This is a genomic window from Anabaenopsis sp. NIES-4685, assembly GCF_059725405.1.
In genome coordinates this window covers 3,737,471-3,756,982 of record NZ_AP043602.1, presented here as the reverse complement: position 1 = coordinate 3,756,982, position 19,512 = coordinate 3,737,471, and the positions used below count along the sequence as shown (strand labels likewise).

Below are 19,512 nucleotides of genomic sequence, written 5' to 3'. Positions count from 1 at the left end.
TTGTAATTTTGTCGTCACCGTTATCGTACATCAGAATGGTCACTGGAGATTGGGGTTTAACGACTGTCACTCAAAATCTGCTCAAATTTACCTAAAGTTAGTAATAAGTGAGAAAAGTGTGCCTTGATCCCCACTATTTAAATACGGGGCTATGCGCCTGGTTATCAAGGTTTTTCGGCATTTTCGTTATAATTCCTTCAAATATCTAAGAAGGGGAAAATTTGCAGTAAGGCCTTACGTAACCTTATCAGGTAAATGGTTTGTCGTAAATCGGCATTCAGTTTGGGTGGAGGACTTAGTTGTAGCTGTTCTTGTAGTTCTGCGTATTCGGCAGCATTCAGGGGTTTACCGTCCACTGGCGATCGCGCGTCTAGAATAATTTCCCTCCGCAATATTTCTTCTGGTATATCTTCGGGTGGGGGTAATGCGATCGCATTTGTTCCCCAATGGCCACTCCAGCCCAAAAAAAGGGTAGTACTAATACCCACAACCCAAAATACTATTTTTTTTCTCCCGATTACCTTCATCCTAACCCTCACTCAACCCTGGTGCTAATGGTTCATGACACAGTTGGTGGACTTGCACAATGCGCTCAAATAACCAGGGATATCCTTGACGATACTCAGGAATCAGTGCTAAAGGACTCAGCAAGGCAGCTGCGCTAATGTCTGCCACACTTAGCTGATTACCTACTAAGTAGTCATTTTTTTGCCAGCGAATAGATAACTCTGAAAAGGCAATAGCAAGTCTCTTTTTAGCCAATTCCACAGTAGTCTGGTTGATACCATATTGTTGGCGGACTACTGAAATTACCATCTGACTAACCAGTGAAGGGTCAATTTCCTTGCCTTCCCCAGCCCGGAACTGATAGTATACAAACCTGGTGGCTGTACCAATGCTTTCATCCAACCAATCCTCTAACATCCACGCTTCTGTCTGCTGTTCATGGTCAGGCAAGAAGTAGGACGGTTGTGGTTGATAAGTTTCCAGAAATTTTAAGATTTCGGTAGAGTCAGCGATCGCATTGGGTTGACCCTCAAGTGGTAACAACACAGGTAAAGTCTTCAAACCTGTTAGCGGCCTAACTCGCAGGATATGCCACCCAGGAGTCAGATTTTCAGTTTTATAATTAATTTGCTTATAGCCGAGCGCCAGACGAGCTTTGCGACAGTAATGGGATGTACTAAATTGTAGTAGCAACATAAAGCTACTTTGCCCCGCCATGAGGATTAATTTTATGCCTTTAGATATGCAACTTGCCAAGAAAGTATGTTGATTTCCGCACTATAGCAGGAGTATGACTTACGTAAATTACCACCTAAATAAGTTGCATAAATAACTGATTAATAGACCTGATAATTTTTCCGTAAGCCACCAGCATAAAACTTGGTTACAGTTGCAATTATATTAACCAGTGCCCTTTACCTGCTAATTTAACTAAAGTTTTCAGTCTATTTGACAAAAAGATGTTGTATAACCGCCCCAAAAAAATTAAGTTTATTTAGTCATAAATTATACTATTTTTTAATTTTCTTGGGGTGATTTACTGAGTCAAAATTTATTGGGGATTGGTACCGGGTGCGGGGGCTGGAGTAGCACCGTCAGTGGGTTCACCAGGAGTGGGAGTCGCTGGTGGAGTTTCAGGCTCAGTCCCAGGCTCACAGGCTCCAAGAACCGCAGCCAACCCTAACATTAGAACAAAACCAAAGATTTTTGTTTTCAACATAAACTCCTCTTTCACCAGAAAATGGCAATAAAAAAAATAGCCTGTTGTATAACATAACCTATTTGTTGCTAATTTTTGAAATGTCTTGTGCTGATATTTTCAAAAGCAATACTTTCGGCTGATTTTTTGAGGCTGATTGATTATGCAGGAGGGTGATTAATTTCTCTGCTTCAGGACTCCAGTCAGCAGATAGCCAAAATCAACTTGGCGGACAAACAATACATCAGATGAAAATTCTTTATTTTACAAGGCTCTTGTGCCTTGCTGCCTTGTGTTGCCATACTGGAAATGGGACATTGCTGCCTACCAGTGACAGGTATTACAATACCCAGCTAATGCCATCATTAGTGCAGTGAAGTATCACACGAGGATTGTCGCCTGAGGACAAACAGGCTAAAGGTTTAAAACACTGTATTTTCCATCTAAAAACATATATGGCTGTTGTGCGTAAATCGGCTGTTCCCAAAACAGGTCTTTGGTTCCGAATCAATCCTACCCCATCCAACGGGGATGGGCCTCCCATCCCTCTAGGATCAACCTCTGGGAGTACATCTACACTTGTAGATGAACCTTTGCCAAGATCCTCAAAAAGACAACGGCGTGCTGTCAAGAAGTTGCCGGTTTCTACGACTCATCCATTACCTGAAGTCGCTAAACAACGAGTTTCACGGGTGGAAAGTCAATCAAATAGAACAACCCAGAAAAATCAGAAGCTAGGGGAAGGTAGCTTACCCGTGATGCCTAATTATGGCTCTGGACCTTTTTGGTTACTGCGCTTGTACACATCACATCGTTATTCCTCCGTAGTCACGTTTTTCTTGGTAGCAGCAACTTTATTTGTGTATGGTTGGATAGTATATTCTCAACAACTGTGGAGTCAGGAATATAACAGGCTACAAAACCTGAAACTTTATGAACGGCAGTTAACCACAACTAACGCTACCCTCAAGAACAAAATGGCTGAAGAAGCACAAGACGAAGCCACTGCGCTAGTGTCACCAACACCAGCCAGAACAATTTTTTTGCCCGCAGCATCTCCATCTTCTAGTTCTGATGCTACACCCCCTGGCACAGCACTAAATATGGAAAAGCCGCAAAACACTCCCTTACCACTAGGATATTAGAGTTATCAAAGCGGGAGTACAGGATTTCAACCCTGAATGATGCACTTAGGGGAATCCGGCTGTTCCTAATAACCGATAACTAATACTGAGCAGGTAAATACAGAAGTCACCCGGTAAACTAAAATTGAGAAATTTTCAAAATTCAGCATTTAGAAGGCGAGGAAAGTCTTCTATCCTAGCATTTATGCAGAGGTTTAGGTTCACCTCTAATCCTCAAGACCAGATATCCAATACCAGACCCCGGCTGTTCGTGGTTTGGGGCATATTAATGACCGCAGGTTTGGGTTTGGCTATTAATTTATATCAGTTGCAGATTATCCAGGGAGCAAAGTTAACCGAGAAGGCGCGTAACCAGCAAATGGTGAATTTACGGCCTTTCGTTCCCCGTCGCCTAGTGGTAGATCGCACTAATAGTGTATTAGCTGTTGACCGACCTGTATATACCTTATATGCCCATCCTAAGCTGTTTGCTCAGTCTAATAAACAAATGGCAGAACAACTCGCTCCCATACTCGACAAACCCCCGGCTGAATTGGTGAAAACTTTTGAAAGTCGCAGGAGTGGGATTACACTTGCTTCCGGCTTACCCGAAGTCAGTGCTGGGCGTGTGAGATCATTGCGCTTAAATGGCTTAGAATTGATTCAACAATACTCCCGATATTACCCGCAAAAGAATGTGGTTGCGGACGTGGTGGGCTACGTCAATCTTGACCGTAAGGGTCAGGCTGGTGTGGAATACAGTCAAGAGAATTTATTAGAACGTTCCCCGCAGACAGCGCGGCTGAGTAGGGCTGGTAATGGTAGACTTCTACCAATTCATGCACCGGAAGGATTTTTAAATTTCGATGACCTGCGACTGCAATTAACTATTGATAGCCGTTTGCAAAGGGTCGCCGGTACTGCTCTAGAAAAACAGATAGAGAAGTTTCAGGCTAAACGTGGGGCGGTAATTGTTATGGATGCTTCAGACGGTTCTTTACTAGCTCTGACTTCCTATCCTACCTATAACCCCAATGAATACTCTAGTGCTGATATTTCCCTATTTAGAAACTGGACAGTAGCTGATCTTTATGAGCCGGGATCGACTTTTAAGCCTTTGAATGTGGCGATCGCCCTAGAGAATGGCGTAATTAAAGCAGATGATGTGTTTAATGATCCCGGTTCTATTCAAATAGGTAAGCACACGATTAGAAATGCAGGTCACAAGAGTTATGGCAATATTAACATTGCACAGATATTACAAACTTCTAGCAATATTGGCATGGTGCGGATCATTGAACGCATACAACCACAAGTTTATTACAATTGGCTAGAACGTTTGGGGCTAGGGGAAACAGTCGATACAGATTTGCCTTTTGAAGTGGGGGGACGGCTCAAAGGTTCAAGACAGTTTCTCAGTTCACCCATTGAACCAGCAACTACATCCTTTGGGCAAGGTTTTGCTTTAACACCGTTACAGTTGGTGCAAATGCATGGCGTTTTAGCGAATGGGGGTAAATTAGTCACACCCCATGTAGTGCGAGGGTTGGTGGACAGTAAAGGCCAGATGCATTATGCGCCTGATCTGCCCACAACACGCCAAATTTTCTCAGCAACCACAACTCAAAAGGTAGTGGAAATGATGGAAACTGTAGTATCAGAAGGTACTGGTAGTAATGCTAAAATTCCGGGTTATCGCATTGGTGGTAAAACCGGTACATCTCAAAAAGCGAGTCCAAATGGTGGCTATCTCCCAAATGCGCGGATAACTAGCTTCGTAAGTATTTTACCGGTAGAATCTCCGCGGTATGTAGTTTTTGCGGTAGTGGATGAGCCACAAGGCACAAATGCTTATGGTTCTACTGTGGCCGCACCAATCGTCAAAACTGTAATTGAGGGGTTGATTACCATTGAAGGTATCCCACCCAGTCAGTCAACCAATACAAATTCCTAAATAAAAGACTAAATTATCTAAGGGCAATTCTATGAATTGCCCCTAAAGGTGAGGTTATTCATTTGTCCTACTCTCTATGCTAGGGTGGGCGTAGGTATTTTGCAGTGCTTGTTCAATTGAACCGACACTTTGGTAAGCCGCTATTAGTTCATGGGATTTAGTTTTGCGCTTTGCTAGTATATCTTTTAATGGTGTTAATAACTGAACATCTGAATCATCCCTCAAGGAAACCTCAGCTACTTGTAAAAGCTGTGTAGCATTAGCACAAATATCTGGATAATCAAAGCCTTTTTTTGCAGAGATTTGGTGTAAAGTCGCGTTAGGCCTAATTGCTCTACCTGGTAAACTTTTATCCAAGATCAAACCTTTCAATAATGCCAACAACCCCCCATAGATAGAAAAGTCATCACAACTATCAAAAGCTTTAAATTCAATGCGTCCCACTTCAGCAGGAATACGGGCGATTTTTGTCAATGATGGCACGCTATTAATGAGTTGTTCTTTCTTCTCGACAAACACCAGTGCTGCCGATCTTTTTCCCGTTCTGACAAAAGTTCTGACTGACAAACCATCCCATAATCCCCCATTATAAAAAGGGGAACTATAACTAAAAGGAACGATATAGGGACTATAATAGGTTAACTTCTTGCCAATATCAATCACATTTTCAATTGGTAAATCTGGCACTGAGATATTTAAATCTGGACCATAAGTTACCATGTAAATATTGGCGGTTTGTTCATCAGGATAAGTCTGTAACTGTTGGAGTTCATAATCATTTAAAGGTGGTTGAGGTTCAAATACAGTCTTATAGGGGTTGAAACTAGTTAAAACAGGTGAAAAACCATAGCCAGCAGCCACTTCACGCAGTAATTGAAAACTTTCGGATAATTCAGTCAAAGCACCTGAAATATCAGAGTGGATAGTGGTTCTGATTTCGATACCTTTGGGTATACAGTCTATCACCTTTTCAGAATTAGCAAATCTTTCAAAACCCTCAATATACCATCTCTTTTGCCGAATACCAGCATCGCCAACGCGCAATTGTGAATAATCGTTGGGGTATGTGGGCAGTTTTTCGACAATTTGATTAAAGTCAGCGAATTTAGTTTGGGAAAAATCAGCAAATTTTCCTTCGTGGTTGAGGAAAGCGACTTCATGCTCAATGCCAAAATAAACTTTCATGTATACTTGATTACAGTTAGTTGGGCTGTCTAGTTAGGTTACGGCTACTTGTATCCTATGTAGTAATCTGTCCGAGATACTTTTCCATTAATTAATTTATCAAATTTGTAGTAAATTGTACTAGAAATTTATGTTAATTTGGAGTCTTGGAATTTGCTAGTTTAGTCAAGTGGGAGGTTTCTAAAATTACGGGTTGATCAATTGTCTGGAAAATGGTTAATGCTTGGCAGCCATTGGACCAAGATACACTAGGTAAATAAATAATTCGTTGAGCAGATAACATTGGTGGGAATATAGCAGAAGGTTTATGAACAGGAAGTTATCAAAGAAATAGTCTTTTCGTCAAAATAGCTAGGGTGCCTTTGTAAAAAAATCAGCACTGGGTCATAGCAGCATATAATCGTAACCTGTTAAGAAAGGAAAAAGTAGATGTATTAAAGCTAACAACCAATCAACTAGAACTCTTAACGGATACCTGAAATCAATTGGTAACGTTCCAGAGGACTAATGACCAATGACGAATGATAAATAACTAAATTATGCAATTTATTGACCAAGCGGTAATCGAAGTTGAAGCGGGTAAAGGTGGGGATGGTATCGTCGCCTTCCGACGTGAGAAATACGTACCAGCAGGGGGTCCATCTGGTGGAAACGGGGGACGAGGCGGTTCGGTGATTTTTGTTGTGGATACTAACCTACAAACTTTGCTGGACTTTCGATACAAGCATCTTTTTAAAGCTGATAATGGTGGACGTGGTGGTCCAAATAACTGTACCGGGGCTAATGGTAAGGATTTAATCATCGAAGTTCCCTGTGGTACTTCTGTATATGATGCCAGTACAGGGGCTTTGCTATGTGATTTAATTGAGCCTGGACAAAGTTTTCGGGTTGCTGAAGGCGGAAAAGGTGGACTAGGAAATCAGCATTTTTTGAGTAACCGTAACCGCGCCCCAGAATATGCTTTACCTGGACTCACAGGAGAAATGAAGGTAATACGCCTAGAGTTAAAACTTTTAGCGGAAGTAGGAATTATTGGCTTACCCAATGCTGGTAAATCTACGCTAATTTCATCTCTATCAGCAGCACGTCCCAAAATTGCTGACTATCCTTTTACAACTCTCATCCCTAATTTGGGTGTAGTCAGAAAACCTACTGGTGATGGTACTGTTTTTGCCGATATTCCCGGTTTAATTGCAGGTGCTTCTCAGGGTGCGGGTTTGGGATACGATTTTTTGCGCCACATTGAACGCACAAAGGTTCTGCTACACCTCATTGATGCAACTAGCGAAGATGTGATTAGTGAATACAAGATAATTAAGGAAGAGTTGGAAGCCTATGGACGAGGTTTAGCAAAGCGTCCCCAAATTTTAGCGCTGAATAAAATTGATGCGGTGGACAGGGACACAGTGGATTTAGAAGCCGTAGCGGCTCAACTTCATCACCTTTCCCTTTCTCCTGTGTTCTTAATCTCCGCAGTTACCCGCGCTGGGTTAGAACCAATGTTACAGCAAGTTTGGGGAGTCCTTGACCAGATAAATGTGGCTGAAGAGGTAGAGATTTTGCGGTAAAGGCCAGTGTTTAAGCTCAATACAAAGATGTAAAGAACAGTCATGGGTAAGGGACGCAAAATATAAGAGTTTGTAGTAACCATCTGGGGTGGGTTAGGCATAAAATTAAACATATAAAATATGTATTTGCCACTACGCCGTAACCCACCATGTAAACTTAACGACTAGCGATACTATTCGGCTTTCAAAAACTCTAAATATCCTGTACTGAGTTCTGTCACCGCCAAATCATAAAACTGCTGACCGTGTTCTGGTGTTGCTAAAGCCGGATTTGAACCCATGCGTCCATCTGGATAGCGTCTGCGGAAGTCAGTTGCACCATAAATTTTATGTCCAAGAGCAACTTCTGGTGTCAGGGATGCTTTTTTAATAGATTGTGGATAAATATACTGGGTAACGGCTACTTCGCTGGGGGTAGCATGGGCACCTTCTTGATCGCCATATAATTCTTTGGCAAGTTTATATACAGAACTGCACATAAACCAGTTAGCAAGTTGACATTGGGCGTTGCTAATCTGCAAATTTTCCAAGTGCGCATAGGTTTCTGAGAATGCAGCTTTCAGGGTGGCAATGTTACCACCGTGTCCATTGATAAAATAGAACTTAGTAAAACCAGTTTTAGCTAAACAAGTAATATAGTCTGTGACTACCTGAATCAATGTACTTGGACGTAGGCTTATTGTACCGGGAAAAGCGGTATGATGTAATGCCATGCCCACATTGATTGTAGGGCTAACCATTGCTTGAGTTGCTTCACCCACGCCACCAGCGATCGCCTCTGCACAAATAGCATCAGTACCAATTAAGCCTGTGGGTCCATGTTGTTCTGTGGATCCAATGGGGATAATAATACCCTGAGATTCTTGTAAATAGGTTTCAACTTCTTGCCAGGTGCTTAAATGTAGTAACATTGTGTGAGATAATTTAGTTTGGGAATATCCAATTTCTAGCATTTTAGAAAATTCCTCTACTACTGGATGAGAATTTATATCAGATCCGCAGCTAATTCTCAATCAACATATTCACTGCTGCATCTAGTTTTGTTGCACCATGAAAATTGCAGTCTTGGATACAAGCACCTGTCAGAGTGGCGTTATGGAAGTTTGCGGCCATTGTGTTTGATTGCGATAAATTCGCCCCAGTCAGATTCGCCCCGCTCAGATTCGCCCCGCTCAGATTCGCCCCAGTCAGATTCGCCCCGCTCAGATTCGCCCCGCTCAGATTCGCCCCTTTTAAGTTATAGCAACCGCCAAGGTAATTTAAGCATAAACTATAAGTAGTCCCTTTTCATGTGAAGCGATCGCTTGCTACAGGTATATGCCCAAGCCGTACAGTTACGACCTTCGTCAAAAAGTAATCCAAGCGATTGAACTCGATGGCTTGAAGAAAACTGAAGCCAGTCAAATGTTTAATATTAGTCGCAACACCATCACCCTATGGTTGAAGCGAAAAACCGAAACGGGGGACTTCCAAGCCTTGCCTAGTAAGCGTCCTGGGAATGGTCACAAAATTACCGATTGGGAAAAATTTCGTGAGTTCGCTTCCGTGCATGGCGATAAAACCCAAGTAGAGATGGCCTCACTTTGGCCTGAAGAAATTAGCGAGCGCACAATCTCAAGAGCTTTGAAAAAAATTGGTTTTACGCGAAAAAAAAGACTTATGGCTACCGTGAGCGCGATGAGGTTAAACGACAGGCTTTCGTAACGCAGTTGTCTAAGTTACCTGTGGAGAAGATTGTATACCTCGATGAGTCAGGAATGGACAACCGAGACCAGTATGATTACGGTTGGAACTCAAAAGGACAGCGCTTCCATGCACTTAAATCAGGTCGTCGTCAAGGTCGGGTGAACATAATTGCCGCGCTGTGTAACCATCAGCTGATAGCTCCTTTCACTGTTGAGGGTGCGTGTAATCGAATAGTATTTGAGACTTGGCTTGAAGCTTGTTTGCTTCCCACACTCAAACCGGGACAGGTTGTGGTGATGGATAATGCTACATTTCATAAAGGTGGGCGCATTCAACAACTGATTGAGTACGCAGGGTGTGAAGTGTTGTACCTACCACCTTATTCTCCAGACCTGAATCAGATTGAAAAATGTTGGTCTTGGTTAAAAAGTCGAATCCGCAAAAAACTTGAGCAGTTTGATTCTTTACGAGATGCCATTGAGGATGTCTTACTTTTTGCGTCCTAACCTCCTTGGCGGTTGCTATAGCTCCTCTCAAGTTAGCGCGATGTAAGTCAGCCCCATTTAGGTTTGCGTAACTTAGGTTAGCGTTAACCAGCTTGGCACCACAGGAGTTAGCTTCTGCACCTTGATATTTCCGCCTCCACTCATTCCAAATTGCCACAACCTCTTGCAGACTTTGTAAATTATCTTCAGTTAGCATGATCAACTTTTGATGCTTGTCATTTATACTTGCATTTTAACTTGGGAAATTATATATATTCAAAATATATTCAAAATACAAGTATTTTTTGAAAGAAGAATAAAAAATGACTTTTTTATCAAACAACAGGAGTAATATCTGAAATTATGTTCAGGATAATCAGAAAAAAGAAATATAGCATTTACCATGCTCATGATGTACACATTTTTTGAGTTTTATTGAATATGTAACAGGGAATTGCGATTAAATAAAAAATAACGAATTTGTAGAGGTTTAAAAATATATTTTTCTGGACTTAAATAGTCTGGAATTAGCACCAGGTTGATCATTTTTTCTTAAAGGTGTGAAGGTCACAAAGACTCACGGTTTTATAAGCTTTAACATTGCTTGTAAATGGACAAGTAAAATCAACGGAGTAGCACCGAAAGAATGATGGTTTATCTTAATGAATCTTGATGCGTTATAATTGGCTATTTATGCCTATAAACAAAGATTTGATATTGAAGAAATGGTTAGAGATTTTAAAAAAGGAGGCTATAATTTAGAGGATACTAATCTAACTGGTGAACAATTTATTTCTCTAGTTTGCTTGATAGCGATCTGCTTGCAGCAGCGCTTCGCTATCGCTTACTCCTGTCCACAATTCAGGGTCAACAAATCAAAGGTAAAGGAATACAGAAATATATTAGTCGGCTCAAAGAACATGGTAGAACGGAACGGAGACATAGTAGTTTTCACAGCAGTTTCTACCTAGATAAAATACAGATATTAATTGTAAAACTATTGTGGGGAGGGCATCCTGCAGGCCCTACTGTACCTCACTTAGATGAAATCTGCTGTATATCGGCTTATATGGTCAAACTTGGGTCAATTTCAAGGATGCTTGTATGGATTTAATCACCACATTAATGAAATTAAATCGCAATAAACCCTAGCATTATCAACAAGGTGTAAGAGCTATGAGGCTTATAGAGTCTGTCTTGTAGCTTATTTTGTCGCCCGTTCAGCAACAAATGTAAACTCGTTGGGTAGTTCTGTTGAATATTTATTCATAGCAAACTTGTTAATTTTTGCTTCTTTGGCTGCATCCATCCAGTATCTCAGACATTTATTTCTGATGAACTGAGTAGTTTTAATAGCTTCCTCAATAGCCATGCATGGAAGCTTTTTAGCTTTGACTTTGTACTCTAGAACTAGCAACTTGACTCACCTCCTTGATATTACATATACTGTAATTAGTATATGTAGATGTTCTTAATATGTCAACAGGTAAAGGTAAAAAAAGAGTTAGAAATACCCCTGTTTTTTACGATGAAGTCAAAAAACATCGGGGTATTATGCTGACTGATACAGCTTGGCATTCTGTGCAAGAATTAGCTGCAAGGGAAGGCGTTAGTGCTAGTGAGTATGTAGAGTGCTTAATTAGAAAATATGTCCTGACTGAGGCGTAAACGCATTAAATAGCCTTCTCCCAAGGGGAGACGCTGCGCGAACATACCTTGCTAAAGTACGGAATACGGCGTGATACCCCTGTTTATCAAGAGTTTTCGGCATTTTGGTTATAAAAATTATAGGAGACACAGCAGCACTATGTCTCCTATCCTTCTATTTAATTCCTAGTCACTGTGGAGATGTTTGCATTCTGGAGAAGAAAAGAAACCAAAAGACCAGAAAATTAGTTCATGATTCTTGACTCTTAACTAATCAAAGCAGTAATGTTTTTTCACGTCGCTGGTGATTTCCCATATACAAGACATACCAGCCGGAAAAGTCACTAAATCACCCTTTCCTATTTTCACTGGTTGTCCACCATGGGGCGTAACAACGACATCACCTAACAAAAAATAACAAGTTTCTTGAGTATCATAAGTCCAGGGAAATTTGGATATTTCTTTCTGCCAAATTGCCCACTGCAAAACACCCAACTGGTTGAGGCGTACTTGACTTGGTTGATGCTCAATTTTAATTTCCATACCATGTTTTCTCGGTTAGGATTTAGCAGTAGGATTGAATGTCCTCTCCACACTCATCTACTAAATAACACAAAGCGCGAAAGCGCAAGCCCACAAATTCATCATACAGTGGATTAAGCTTACACAGAGGGGGGATGTGGGCTATTTTGCGCCCAAATAGGATAACGTCGCGCTCGAAAGGACACTGAGCAGGAATCATTTTAGCAATAAAGTGAGCAAAGTCGCGATTTTTAATTTCAATGTTGTCTAGCCTTTTACGTAATGGTTGCAGTAAGTAGAATTTGCGTCGATTAAGTTTATTGTGGCTACCTACATTGTCACTTGCTTCCACTTCCACAGCTTTGATAAAAGCAGGTAGGATAATATGCTGATTATTTGTCTTAACCATAGTTCTGACCAAGGTGTTCCTTGTATTGATAAACTATTTGCCGATTGGGAATTTTACCATGCCATCTATATCTGGGATTTGTCTTGTGTTGATAAATCAAACGGGGACAATCACAAAGTGAGTAATTTGCATAGACTTTCCTGGTAAATAGTTCACTCACTTTATATTTAGCTCACTGGATAATGAATAACTGTCCCGTTAAATACAAAATAACAAAGAAAATATAAAAATGGTATTCCCTTAACTTATACTTATTAGTTCTTGCTCTTCAAAATAGTGATCCCCCAGATTAAATTTAAATTTATGTGTGAGAAACTGCTCAGTAGTTGTAATTCTACTTTGGCAGTTACAAGCAGGGTGTAACCTTGGTTCCAGCTAGGCTGGATTTGTAGTTATTCCTTGACTTTAATTTATTTTAGTCCCCGGATATCATAAAAATTGTCGTTTTTACTACGAAACTACCCTCGGTTATTATTTAATATCCCCCGCCATATCCTTTGATAAGTACAAACTAATCTATTGTGCTGTTGGGACTGACCATAGCTAGAAGTATTCTCACCTCACAAGGACTCTGATGAGTTATTGATTTCTTCCAGCGGGGGAGGTTCCTAGGCCTAAGAGGATGTTTGTCAAGTCATGATTAGTGTATCAACTATTGTTTCACCCCACCCCCTTCCTTACAAGGGTAGGTTTTTAATATGATCTGTGAAGGCAAGACCACCGAAGACAAGGAAGGAAAGTGGACAAAGAAGATTTTATACGGACAATGGTCTTTTAAGGGGCTATTTTTCTTACTAAGAATACAGACTTTGTACTGTTTTTCTCCGGTGGTCACCTTGTCCACCTTGTCCACCTTGTCTTGTCCTTGTAAGGGGAGGGGATTGGATTTGATTGTTTCGGTTCCCCATTCCCCATTCCCCATTCCTCATTCCCCATTCCCTGTTCCGGTGTTCCCTGTTCCCTAAGATAAAAATTACCTGTTGAAAACTTATCAAACATCCTCTAAGTACGTGAGACCTCGTAACTAAAATAACTATTGTTAAGTGATATTACAAAATTTGCCAAAATATTGAGAAATTGACTGCAAGCCAAACATGGCTTTAACGTAGAACCTATAGGAGAGCTAGTCCTAAGCTGGCTATTTTATAGACAAAACTATACTTATGCTTACAAGCATTGACATAAGTGAGTTAATAAAATCGCCCACTTGATATATAATACGATATTAAGTATTGAATTAAGACTATTGCCAACGCGAAAACCAAGCAATGATAGCGGTAGTCTTTCTTGTAAATCTTAAGAGAAATATCGCGTCTGGCTAAGGCGTGCAAGTCTACTAAGGGATAACCGCTCCCATGCTCCCGTTGAAGTAGAAAGTAAAGTCTAGCTTTGTCTAGGTTTTATATAGCAGAAGTGGAATAAATATAAAACATGATGGACAAGAGTAATTTTCAAAAATACCGTTTTGTCTGTACCCTGACCTTTGGTGATATCTACGGTCAAATAATTGTTTGGCTAATTACAATCACTGTCAGTTTGGCTTCGGCTTTAGCTTTAATGGGTGCTAAACGTCCTGTATATGCTTTAGCAACTGTAGGTCTCATAGTTTTGTTGTCCCTACCATTCTTGCTATTTGCATTTGTCACCACGTTATTCAACCATATTGAAGTCACTGCTGTATCTCCAGGAACGAAAACCGAACCAATACCGGGGAATATTTCTCAGCAAAAACCAGTGGAAGCAACTAGCTGATTTCTGCGATTTAAACTCAGTACCACAAAAATCGTCAACAAGAGCGATGGCGCTCCGCGCCCGGCGGAGGCATCGCTCATCAGTTTAAACTACTTTTGCAAGTTACCAAGATGCAAACCGCATTCCTTAGCAGTGGATTCTTCCCACCACCAACGCCCTTCACGTTCATGCTGGTTAGGTAACACAGGTCTAGTGCAGGGTTCACAGCCAATGCTGACGAAACCGCGTTCATGCAACTTATTGTAAGGTACATCTAAAGCGCGGATATATTCCCACACCTGTGCAGAAGACCAGTTGGCTAAGGGGTTAAACTTAATTAACTGATGGTCTGGAGTCGAAAAAGCAGTATCAACTTCAATCACCGGGATATGGTTGCGGGTACTAGGGCTTTGGTCTTTGCGTTGACCTGTAATCCAAGCATCCAGAGTATTGAGTTTCCGGCGTAGGGGTCTGACCTTGCGAACCCCGCAGCATTCTTTATGACCATCTTGATAGAAACTAAACAATCCCTTCTCTTCTACTAAAGCTTGCACTTCCCCAGCATCAGGAAATTGGACTTCTAATTTAATACCATAATGTTCTCTGACCTGATTCAATAACTGGTATGTTTCGGGGTGCAATCGTCCGGTATCGAGAGTAAAAACACGGAAATTTTTAGTAACTTTTGATGCAATATCAATGAGGAGAACATCCTCAGCACCACTAAAAGAAATGGAGATATTGTTAAAAGTTTCTAAGGCAAATTTAAGAATTTCCCTGGGTGTCCTTTGACTATATTCTGCTTCTAAGGCAGGAATATCTAAATTAGTTGGGGTAGCTACCATATTTTTGTGTTCTTTGCTTCGGCAAACTGAATTTTACCAAGTTAAGATGCTGTTCTACCATTCAACCTGGAGAATAGTGGAGTTTTAAATAGGGTATCAAAGCGACATCAAGATGGGATCTTGCCATAGTTACCTTCGCTGAAGCCATGCCAAAAATAGGATAGAATTGTAAAGAAATATTAAGGACTGATTTCCATGAGTTGGTTGTTTTTTGCCCTGGGACTACTCACCGCAGTATTAGCGATAGGGATTTTATTATATTTACTCACCCCTCGTCGTTACCAATCATCTAACTCCGTAGCCAATTCTTACGACCAATGGACAGAAGATGGGATTTTAGAATTTTACTGGGGCGAACACATCCACTTAGGTCATTATGGATCACCACCACAAAGAAAAGATTTTCTGGTGGCTAAATCTGACTTTGTGCATGAAATGGTGCATTGGGCTGGTTTAGATAAATTACCCGCCGGTACAACTGTTTTAGATGTTGGCTGTGGCATCGGGGGTAGTAGTCGTATTCTAGCAAAAGATTATGGATTTGCGGTAACAGGGATTACCATCAGTCCTCAACAAGTCCAACGTGCCCAGGAGTTAACGGACAATGGACTGGATGTGAAATTTCAGGTAGATGATGCTATGGCGCTTTCCTTCTCTGATGCCAGTTTTGATGTAGTTTGGTCTATTGAAGCCGGTCCGCATATGCCAGATAAAGCCGTTTTTGCCAAAGAATTAATGCGGGTGCTCAAGCCGGGTGGAGTGCTGGTTGTGGCTGACTGGAATCAGAGGGACGAACGCCAAAAACCTCTGAATTTTTGGGAAAAACCCGTAATGAAACAATTACTAGATCAGTGGTCTCATCCTGCTTTTGCCAGCATTGAAGGTTTTAGTGAACTGTTATCAGAGACGGAATTAGTTCAAGGAGAGGTGAAGACAGCAGACTGGACACAAGCAACACTTCCTTCTTGGTTAGATTCTATTTGGCAAGGAATAGCCCGTCCGCAGGGATTAGTGCGTTTTGGGATACCTGGTTTGATTAAATCTGTGCGAGAAGTTCCTACACTGCTACTGATGCGACTGGCATTTGGTACAGGTCTGTGCCGCTTTGGGATGTTCCGCGCTGTGCGGAAATAATCTCACTCAAAACTGAGTATTTTGATGCTGATAGTACTTATGGGCTGCCATGGCCATAGCTAGAAATCCCCACATAATCATACCAGAAAGACCGATCATGGTACTATAGCCAACTAGCTGCACACAAAAAGTCATACTAATCGCGCGGGCGGTACTGACAAAAGTATCAAACCGAGCTTCAGCATACTGAAACACGCTGAAAATTATCAACATAAACCCGGCCAGATAAGGTATTGCACCCACCCAACCCAGGGTAAAAAACATATCTAGAATACCACTGTCAAGGACAAAGACTTCCAATTCACCAGTCTTTTCATTCAGGGTCCAGATATTTCCTAATCCGTTACCTAAAACATTAGAAAGAGCTAAGTTTAAATTTCTCTCATAGCTTTCTGATCTCTCATTAAAGCTAGTATCTTTTTCTAACTGAGAAAATGTTTCTAACCGATTTGTCACTACATCAGAAATCGGCTCAATATTAGTCAAGGGTATAACGGACATGATGATGATTAAAATCATGGCCATTAAGCGCATTTGAAGATGCGCCTTGACGGAACCAAAAATCATCACGATTCCCAACAACCAACCCAACCAACTAGTACGTACTTGTGTCAGTAAAAATGACAAATAACCAAGGGCTGAGGCCGGTAAAATTAAGCTTCCCGAACTGGTGAATAATAACAGTAGTCCTGTTTGCATAAGAGAAGCAAACGGTCCAGGTGAGTGTAAAGTGCTCCATACCCTCATACCAAAAGGTTTAGGATTTCCTGCACTTGTATACATTTTCGATTCTATCAGCCAGTATCTATCCCATTCCGGTGCGACTACAAATTGATAGATAGCATAAATACTTAATAGCAATACAGCCCAGATGAATATACGTTGAATATTCTGGCGGTAGCTGGGATAGTCTCGCCAGTTGATAAACAAGTGAAAGGCAAAGAGAATGGGACTTAGCCAATCTAAAAGACCCCTGGCTACAGGTAGGGGTGAATTATGAACCAAACCGATTAAAAAACCATAGAAGACCGCGATAGAAGCTAAAATAAATGGCATGGCTCCCTGAGTGGAAGCCCGGGGAGAGTGGCGTAAAAAAGTCGCTATAGTCACAAATACTACTAAGTAAGGGGCTATGAGCATCTGACGGGTGGGGTCCCAGCCAATTCGATAGTCAACTAAACGGGCGGCTAAGGGTGTAAGAAACCATATCCACCAAGTAAAACCGATATAGAGAATGGGATGACGTAAGTATAAAAATATGGCTACTGCTAAAGCGGTCACGGGGTAAACTAAGCGCAATAAAGCAGCAGCACCGGCAAAATAGGAAACTACAGTCAGTAGCAAAAAGCCGGAAATAGCTAGCCAACCTTGTAGCGATCGCTCTTGGGGAAAAAAGTGTGATTCTGAAAAACTATTGAAATGTATTTGTTTAGAAATCATTATCGCCAATAACTAATGACCAATTACGAATTGTCGATGTGCTAACCAACGTCCCCGCCAGGACAGCAATAACTTTTGTCCGGCAATTTTACCTTGACTAGGTAAAAGTCGCAGCCATTGGATTAAACCTAAACTATCTCTTGTCCCTACTAATAATGCCCACAGCCAAAACACAAAATGACGCGATCGCGGCAGATGTTCTAGTAAGACTAAAGTTTCATTATGAACTAGGTTAATCAAAGCAATTTCATTAAAGTTGTGGCGTTGGTCTTCATCAAAACGTTGGGCTGGATAGTGATCTACCGCCACTTGGGGATCATAAATTATTTTCCAACCAGCCCGCTTTAAACTCAGAGTAAAGGCCATTTCAAAGTGTACCTGCGCTCCTGTACCACGCATTCGTTGATCGAATTTTAATTGACCAATTGCTTGGGTACGAAAACTCATATTCACCCCTTTGAGAACATCAACTTCCCGGGGTGATCCTACTCCTAAATGGTGGTTACCAATTACCCGGCCGAACCACTGCAACTTACCAACTATGGGCTGTTGACCGTCTTCAATTTTGTCACCGTAGTGTACCCAATCCCGACCACCGACACCGCCAATAGCAGGATCAGTGATAAAGTGAGCGTTGATTCTTTCCAACCAATCAGAATGAGGTGCTGCGTCATCATCAGTAATAGAAACAATATCTCCTATTACCACGTTCAATCCGGCGTTGAGTGCGGCTACTACTCCCGGCTCCGTCACAGGTACAATATGTAATGGTAACCTTTCGGCGTAAAATCCGCCGAGGAATTGCCAAGTCTGGGTATCTGTATCCCGAACCACGACAACTACTTGATCAACTGGTTTAGTTTGTACTTGCAGCGCCAAAAGGCAACGTGATAGATCTAGAGGACGGCGATAGGTGGGGACGAGAACCGTATTCCTCATGATTCATTAACTCCTCAAATAAATCTAAATAGGTTTGTGCCATACTGCTCCAACTGTGTTGTTCTGCAACTAAACGCGCGGCTTTTCCCATTTGTTGGCATAATGAGCGATCGCTACTGAGTAACTGTAATGCTTGTCTTAAAGCTTTTACATCGTCTGAGTTTGACAACACTATTCCCGATTCTGGTGTTACTAAAGCAACCGCACCGGTGGAACTGGCGGTAATTACAGGTAACCCAGAAGCCATGGCTTCAATAACCACTAACCCAAAGGGTTCATAACGTGAGGGGAAAACCAAGAAATCCACAGCTTTCATCAGTTCTGGTACATCAGACCGCTGTCCCAAAAAATGTACGCGCTGACAAAGTCCTAATGATGCTGCTAACTGAAGATAGGGGCTTCCTTCAGTATTTCCCGCTACGACTAGATGTAAGTCAGGAACTTGGACTAAGGCTTGTAAGACTGTATCTAAGTTCTTGCGCGTCAGTCTGATATCGCCAGCAAACAATGCTAAGGGTACATTTTCGGGTAGTTGCCATTTTTGGCGATCGCTGACTCCTGGGGAAAACTCTTGTAAATCAACGCCGTTTAAAATTACTTTGATAGACTCTGGGGGTACACCTATTGCTTGTAAGTCCTGAGCGACTTGATCAGAAACGGCTACTACTACTTGAGCTTTAAGAAAAGCTGGTTTTTCCCAATGTGCATTTAAAGTTGTGTATAGCCACTGGTAGGAGTTATATAGGAAATTTCCTGGTTTTTTTTGAGTTTTATTAGAGGTAAATTTCCCCCAAGAATTATGGACAAAATGTACTGCGTTGACATCTCCTGGGGGATTAGTAATTGCCCCATTAACTTTTACTATGTCCACTTCTTGGCGATGTTGTTTTAACCATATTGTGCTTTTAGTGGCAAAAATAATGTTACGGAGAAATTCTGTAGGATAGCCTTTTACAGGAATATCAACCCACTTAATTAGGTGACTTTGCTGTAATTCTAAGTCTACTTGACTAGCTAATAATGTTAATTGATAACCGCGACGAATTGCTTCTTGGGCTACTTCATAATTAACTCTACCCTGACCATCGCCTTTTTGTAGGCTATGGGTAACGATACAAATTTTCATTTATTACCTTTC

The 19,512-nt window shown here is 41.4% G+C and carries 19 protein-coding genes and 4 pseudogenes; 8 read left to right on the top strand and 15 right to left on the bottom strand.

Annotated features, from left to right (window positions below; all coding sequences use genetic code 11):
• Positions 1 to 197 precede the first annotated feature (197 nt).
• The 3 genes from AC6IZ0_RS16120 to AC6IZ0_RS16110 form a co-directional block, all read right to left on the bottom strand.
• Positions 198 to 527: a hypothetical protein gene (locus AC6IZ0_RS16120; RefSeq protein WP_497723846.1), complete on the bottom strand. Its 330-nt coding sequence runs from the start codon at positions 525 to 527 to the stop codon at positions 198 to 200.
• A 1-nt stretch (position 528) separates the two neighbouring features.
• Complete coding sequence (locus tag AC6IZ0_RS16115; protein WP_271733958.1) at positions 529 to 1,203, bottom strand: glutathione S-transferase family protein; 675 nt, start codon at positions 1,201 to 1,203, stop codon at positions 529 to 531.
• 355 nt (positions 1,204 to 1,558) lie between these two features.
• The gene (locus AC6IZ0_RS16110) at positions 1,559 to 1,726 is read right to left on the bottom strand and encodes a hypothetical protein (RefSeq protein WP_271733974.1); all 168 of its coding nucleotides are present in this window, start codon (positions 1,724 to 1,726) and stop codon (positions 1,559 to 1,561) included.
• A gap of 434 nt (positions 1,727 to 2,160) precedes the next feature.
• On the opposite strand from AC6IZ0_RS16110, the gene AC6IZ0_RS16105 reads away from it, so the two are divergent.
• Both AC6IZ0_RS16105 and AC6IZ0_RS16100 read left to right on the top strand, forming a co-directional pair.
• Complete coding sequence (locus AC6IZ0_RS16105; RefSeq protein ID WP_497723844.1) at positions 2,161 to 2,850, top strand: hypothetical protein; 690 nt, start codon at positions 2,161 to 2,163, stop codon at positions 2,848 to 2,850.
• A 97-nt stretch (positions 2,851 to 2,947) separates the two neighbouring features.
• Positions 2,948 to 4,783: a peptidoglycan D,D-transpeptidase FtsI family protein gene (locus AC6IZ0_RS16100; RefSeq protein ID WP_497726081.1), complete on the top strand. Its 1,836-nt coding sequence runs from the start codon at positions 2,948 to 2,950 to the stop codon at positions 4,781 to 4,783.
• 54 nt (positions 4,784 to 4,837) lie between these two features.
• On the opposite strand, the gene AC6IZ0_RS16095 is transcribed toward AC6IZ0_RS16100, so the two are convergent.
• Positions 4,838 to 5,968 carry a glutamate-cysteine ligase family protein gene (locus tag AC6IZ0_RS16095; protein ID WP_497723843.1) on the bottom strand — a complete coding sequence of 377 codons (1,131 nt, stop codon included), beginning with the start codon at positions 5,966 to 5,968 and terminating at the stop codon, positions 4,838 to 4,840.
• Between the two features lie 539 nt (positions 5,969 to 6,507).
• Here AC6IZ0_RS16095 and obgE point away from each other — a divergent pair.
• Positions 6,508 to 7,536, top strand: a complete 1,029-nt coding sequence (obgE, locus tag AC6IZ0_RS16090; RefSeq protein WP_497723842.1) for a GTPase ObgE — start codon at positions 6,508 to 6,510, stop codon at positions 7,534 to 7,536.
• A 173-nt stretch (positions 7,537 to 7,709) separates the two neighbouring features.
• On the opposite strand, the gene AC6IZ0_RS16085 is transcribed toward obgE, so the two are convergent.
• From AC6IZ0_RS16085 to AC6IZ0_RS16075, 3 genes and pseudogenes are all read right to left on the bottom strand, one after another.
• Positions 7,710 to 8,447, bottom strand: a complete 738-nt coding sequence (locus AC6IZ0_RS16085) for a creatininase family protein (RefSeq protein WP_271733954.1) — start codon at positions 8,445 to 8,447, stop codon at positions 7,710 to 7,712.
• Between the two features lie 91 nt (positions 8,448 to 8,538).
• Positions 8,539 to 8,649 carry a pentapeptide repeat-containing protein gene (locus tag AC6IZ0_RS16080; RefSeq protein WP_497723841.1) on the bottom strand — a complete coding sequence of 37 codons (111 nt, stop codon included), beginning with the start codon at positions 8,647 to 8,649 and terminating at the stop codon, positions 8,539 to 8,541.
• A gap of 33 nt (positions 8,650 to 8,682) precedes the next feature.
• A pseudogene (locus AC6IZ0_RS16075) lies at positions 8,683 to 8,727 on the bottom strand (pentapeptide repeat-containing protein); the annotation flags it as partial.
• A gap of 126 nt (positions 8,728 to 8,853) precedes the next feature.
• Here AC6IZ0_RS16075 and AC6IZ0_RS16070 point away from each other — a divergent pair.
• A protein-coding gene (locus AC6IZ0_RS16070; RefSeq protein WP_497722827.1) for an IS630 family transposase occupies positions 8,854 to 9,728 on the top strand; the annotation gives its coding sequence in 2 pieces (ribosomal slippage) (positions 8,854 to 9,183 and positions 9,186 to 9,728; 873 coding nt in all).
• Between the two features lie 55 nt (positions 9,729 to 9,783).
• Here the strand turns inward: AC6IZ0_RS16070 and AC6IZ0_RS16065 are convergent.
• Positions 9,784 to 9,924: pseudogene (locus tag AC6IZ0_RS16065) on the bottom strand (hypothetical protein); the annotation flags it as partial.
• 247 nt (positions 9,925 to 10,171) lie between these two features.
• On the opposite strand from AC6IZ0_RS16065, the pseudogene AC6IZ0_RS16060 reads away from it, so the two are divergent.
• A pseudogene (locus AC6IZ0_RS16060) lies at positions 10,172 to 10,659 on the top strand (transposase family protein); the annotation flags it as partial.
• Between the two features lie 267 nt (positions 10,660 to 10,926).
• On the opposite strand, the pseudogene AC6IZ0_RS16055 reads toward AC6IZ0_RS16060, so the two are convergent.
• Positions 10,927 to 11,124 (bottom strand): annotated as a pseudogene (locus tag AC6IZ0_RS16055) (RNA-guided endonuclease TnpB family protein); the annotation flags it as partial.
• A gap of 59 nt (positions 11,125 to 11,183) precedes the next feature.
• Between AC6IZ0_RS16055 and AC6IZ0_RS16050 the strand changes: the two are divergent.
• Entirely contained in the window at positions 11,184 to 11,375 is a 192-nt protein-coding gene (locus AC6IZ0_RS16050) for a ribbon-helix-helix protein, CopG family (protein ID WP_271731466.1), read from the top strand.
• A 249-nt stretch (positions 11,376 to 11,624) separates the two neighbouring features.
• Here the strand turns inward: AC6IZ0_RS16050 and AC6IZ0_RS16045 are convergent, their stop codons facing one another.
• Together AC6IZ0_RS16045 and AC6IZ0_RS16040 are read right to left on the bottom strand one after the other, a co-directional pair.
• A complete protein-coding gene (locus tag AC6IZ0_RS16045; protein ID WP_497723840.1) occupies positions 11,625 to 11,897 on the bottom strand; it encodes a cupin domain-containing protein in 273 nt (90 codons plus the stop codon).
• A gap of 22 nt (positions 11,898 to 11,919) precedes the next feature.
• Positions 11,920 to 12,285 (bottom strand): Mo-dependent nitrogenase C-terminal domain-containing protein, encoded by a 366-nt coding sequence (locus AC6IZ0_RS16040; RefSeq protein ID WP_497723839.1) that lies wholly within the window; start codon positions 12,283 to 12,285, stop codon positions 11,920 to 11,922.
• Between the two features lie 1,434 nt (positions 12,286 to 13,719).
• On the opposite strand from AC6IZ0_RS16040, the gene AC6IZ0_RS16035 reads away from it, so the two are divergent.
• Positions 13,720 to 14,037 carry a hypothetical protein gene (locus tag AC6IZ0_RS16035; RefSeq protein ID WP_271731279.1) on the top strand — a complete coding sequence of 106 codons (318 nt, stop codon included), beginning with the start codon at positions 13,720 to 13,722 and terminating at the stop codon, positions 14,035 to 14,037.
• A gap of 89 nt (positions 14,038 to 14,126) precedes the next feature.
• On the opposite strand, the gene AC6IZ0_RS16030 is transcribed toward AC6IZ0_RS16035, so the two are convergent.
• Positions 14,127 to 14,861: a phosphoadenylyl-sulfate reductase gene (locus AC6IZ0_RS16030; RefSeq protein ID WP_271731261.1), complete on the bottom strand. Its 735-nt coding sequence runs from the start codon at positions 14,859 to 14,861 to the stop codon at positions 14,127 to 14,129.
• A 195-nt stretch (positions 14,862 to 15,056) separates the two neighbouring features.
• Between AC6IZ0_RS16030 and AC6IZ0_RS16025 the strand changes: the two genes are divergently transcribed.
• Entirely contained in the window at positions 15,057 to 15,995 is a 939-nt protein-coding gene (locus tag AC6IZ0_RS16025) for a methyltransferase domain-containing protein (protein WP_271731262.1), read from the top strand.
• Positions 15,996 to 16,001: 6 nt separating this feature from the next.
• On the opposite strand, the gene AC6IZ0_RS16020 is transcribed toward AC6IZ0_RS16025, so the two are convergent.
• The 3 genes from AC6IZ0_RS16020 to AC6IZ0_RS16010 are packed head-to-tail and all read right to left on the bottom strand — an operon-like array spanning position 16,002 to position 19,500.
• A complete protein-coding gene (locus tag AC6IZ0_RS16020) occupies positions 16,002 to 17,435 on the bottom strand; it encodes an O-antigen ligase family protein (protein WP_497723837.1) in 1,434 nt (477 codons plus the stop codon).
• A 12-nt stretch (positions 17,436 to 17,447) separates the two neighbouring features.
• Entirely contained in the window at positions 17,448 to 18,374 is a 927-nt protein-coding gene (locus AC6IZ0_RS16015) for a glycosyltransferase family 2 protein (protein ID WP_497723834.1), read from the bottom strand.
• Entirely contained in the window at positions 18,292 to 19,500 is a 1,209-nt protein-coding gene (locus AC6IZ0_RS16010; RefSeq protein ID WP_497723833.1) for a glycosyltransferase family 4 protein, read from the bottom strand. The genes AC6IZ0_RS16015 and AC6IZ0_RS16010 overlap by 83 nt, the downstream gene beginning before the upstream one ends.
• Between the last annotated feature and the right edge of the window lie 12 nt (positions 19,501 to 19,512).

What these genes read in the sequence shown, in the direction of transcription:
- AC6IZ0_RS16035 (WP_271731279.1), top strand. Translation starts at nt 13,720, where the DNA reads ATGGACAAGAGTAATTTTCAAAAATACCGTTTTGTCTGTACCCTGACC.
- AC6IZ0_RS16045 (WP_497723840.1), bottom strand. Translation starts at nt 11,897, where the DNA reads ATGGAAATTAAAATTGAGCATCAACCAAGTCAAGTACGCCTCAACCAG.
- AC6IZ0_RS16115 (WP_271733958.1), bottom strand. Translation starts at nt 1,203, where the DNA reads ATGTTGCTACTACAATTTAGTACATCCCATTACTGTCGCAAAGCTCGT.
- AC6IZ0_RS16110 (WP_271733974.1), bottom strand. Translation starts at nt 1,726, where the DNA reads ATGTTGAAAACAAAAATCTTTGGTTTTGTTCTAATGTTAGGGTTGGCT.
- AC6IZ0_RS16050 (WP_271731466.1), top strand. Translation starts at nt 11,184, where the DNA reads ATGTCAACAGGTAAAGGTAAAAAAAGAGTTAGAAATACCCCTGTTTTT.
- obgE (WP_497723842.1), top strand. Translation starts at nt 6,508, where the DNA reads ATGCAATTTATTGACCAAGCGGTAATCGAAGTTGAAGCGGGTAAAGGT.
- AC6IZ0_RS16030 (WP_271731261.1), bottom strand. Translation starts at nt 14,861, where the DNA reads ATGGTAGCTACCCCAACTAATTTAGATATTCCTGCCTTAGAAGCAGAA.
- AC6IZ0_RS16105 (WP_497723844.1), top strand. Translation starts at nt 2,161, where the DNA reads ATGGCTGTTGTGCGTAAATCGGCTGTTCCCAAAACAGGTCTTTGGTTC.
- AC6IZ0_RS16025 (WP_271731262.1), top strand. Translation starts at nt 15,057, where the DNA reads ATGAGTTGGTTGTTTTTTGCCCTGGGACTACTCACCGCAGTATTAGCG.
- AC6IZ0_RS16015 (WP_497723834.1), bottom strand. Translation starts at nt 18,374, where the DNA reads ATGAGGAATACGGTTCTCGTCCCCACCTATCGCCGTCCTCTAGATCTA.
- AC6IZ0_RS16010 (WP_497723833.1), bottom strand. Translation starts at nt 19,500, where the DNA reads ATGAAAATTTGTATCGTTACCCATAGCCTACAAAAAGGCGATGGTCAG.
- AC6IZ0_RS16020 (WP_497723837.1), bottom strand. Translation starts at nt 17,435, where the DNA reads ATGATTTCTAAACAAATACATTTCAATAGTTTTTCAGAATCACACTTT.
- AC6IZ0_RS16040 (WP_497723839.1), bottom strand. Translation starts at nt 12,285, where the DNA reads ATGGTTAAGACAAATAATCAGCATATTATCCTACCTGCTTTTATCAAA.
- AC6IZ0_RS16085 (WP_271733954.1), bottom strand. Translation starts at nt 8,447, where the DNA reads ATGTTACTACATTTAAGCACCTGGCAAGAAGTTGAAACCTATTTACAA.
- AC6IZ0_RS16095 (WP_497723843.1), bottom strand. Translation starts at nt 5,968, where the DNA reads ATGAAAGTTTATTTTGGCATTGAGCATGAAGTCGCTTTCCTCAACCAC.
- AC6IZ0_RS16080 (WP_497723841.1), bottom strand. Translation starts at nt 8,649, where the DNA reads ATGGCCGCAAACTTCCATAACGCCACTCTGACAGGTGCTTGTATCCAA.
- AC6IZ0_RS16120 (WP_497723846.1), bottom strand. Translation starts at nt 527, where the DNA reads ATGAAGGTAATCGGGAGAAAAAAAATAGTATTTTGGGTTGTGGGTATT.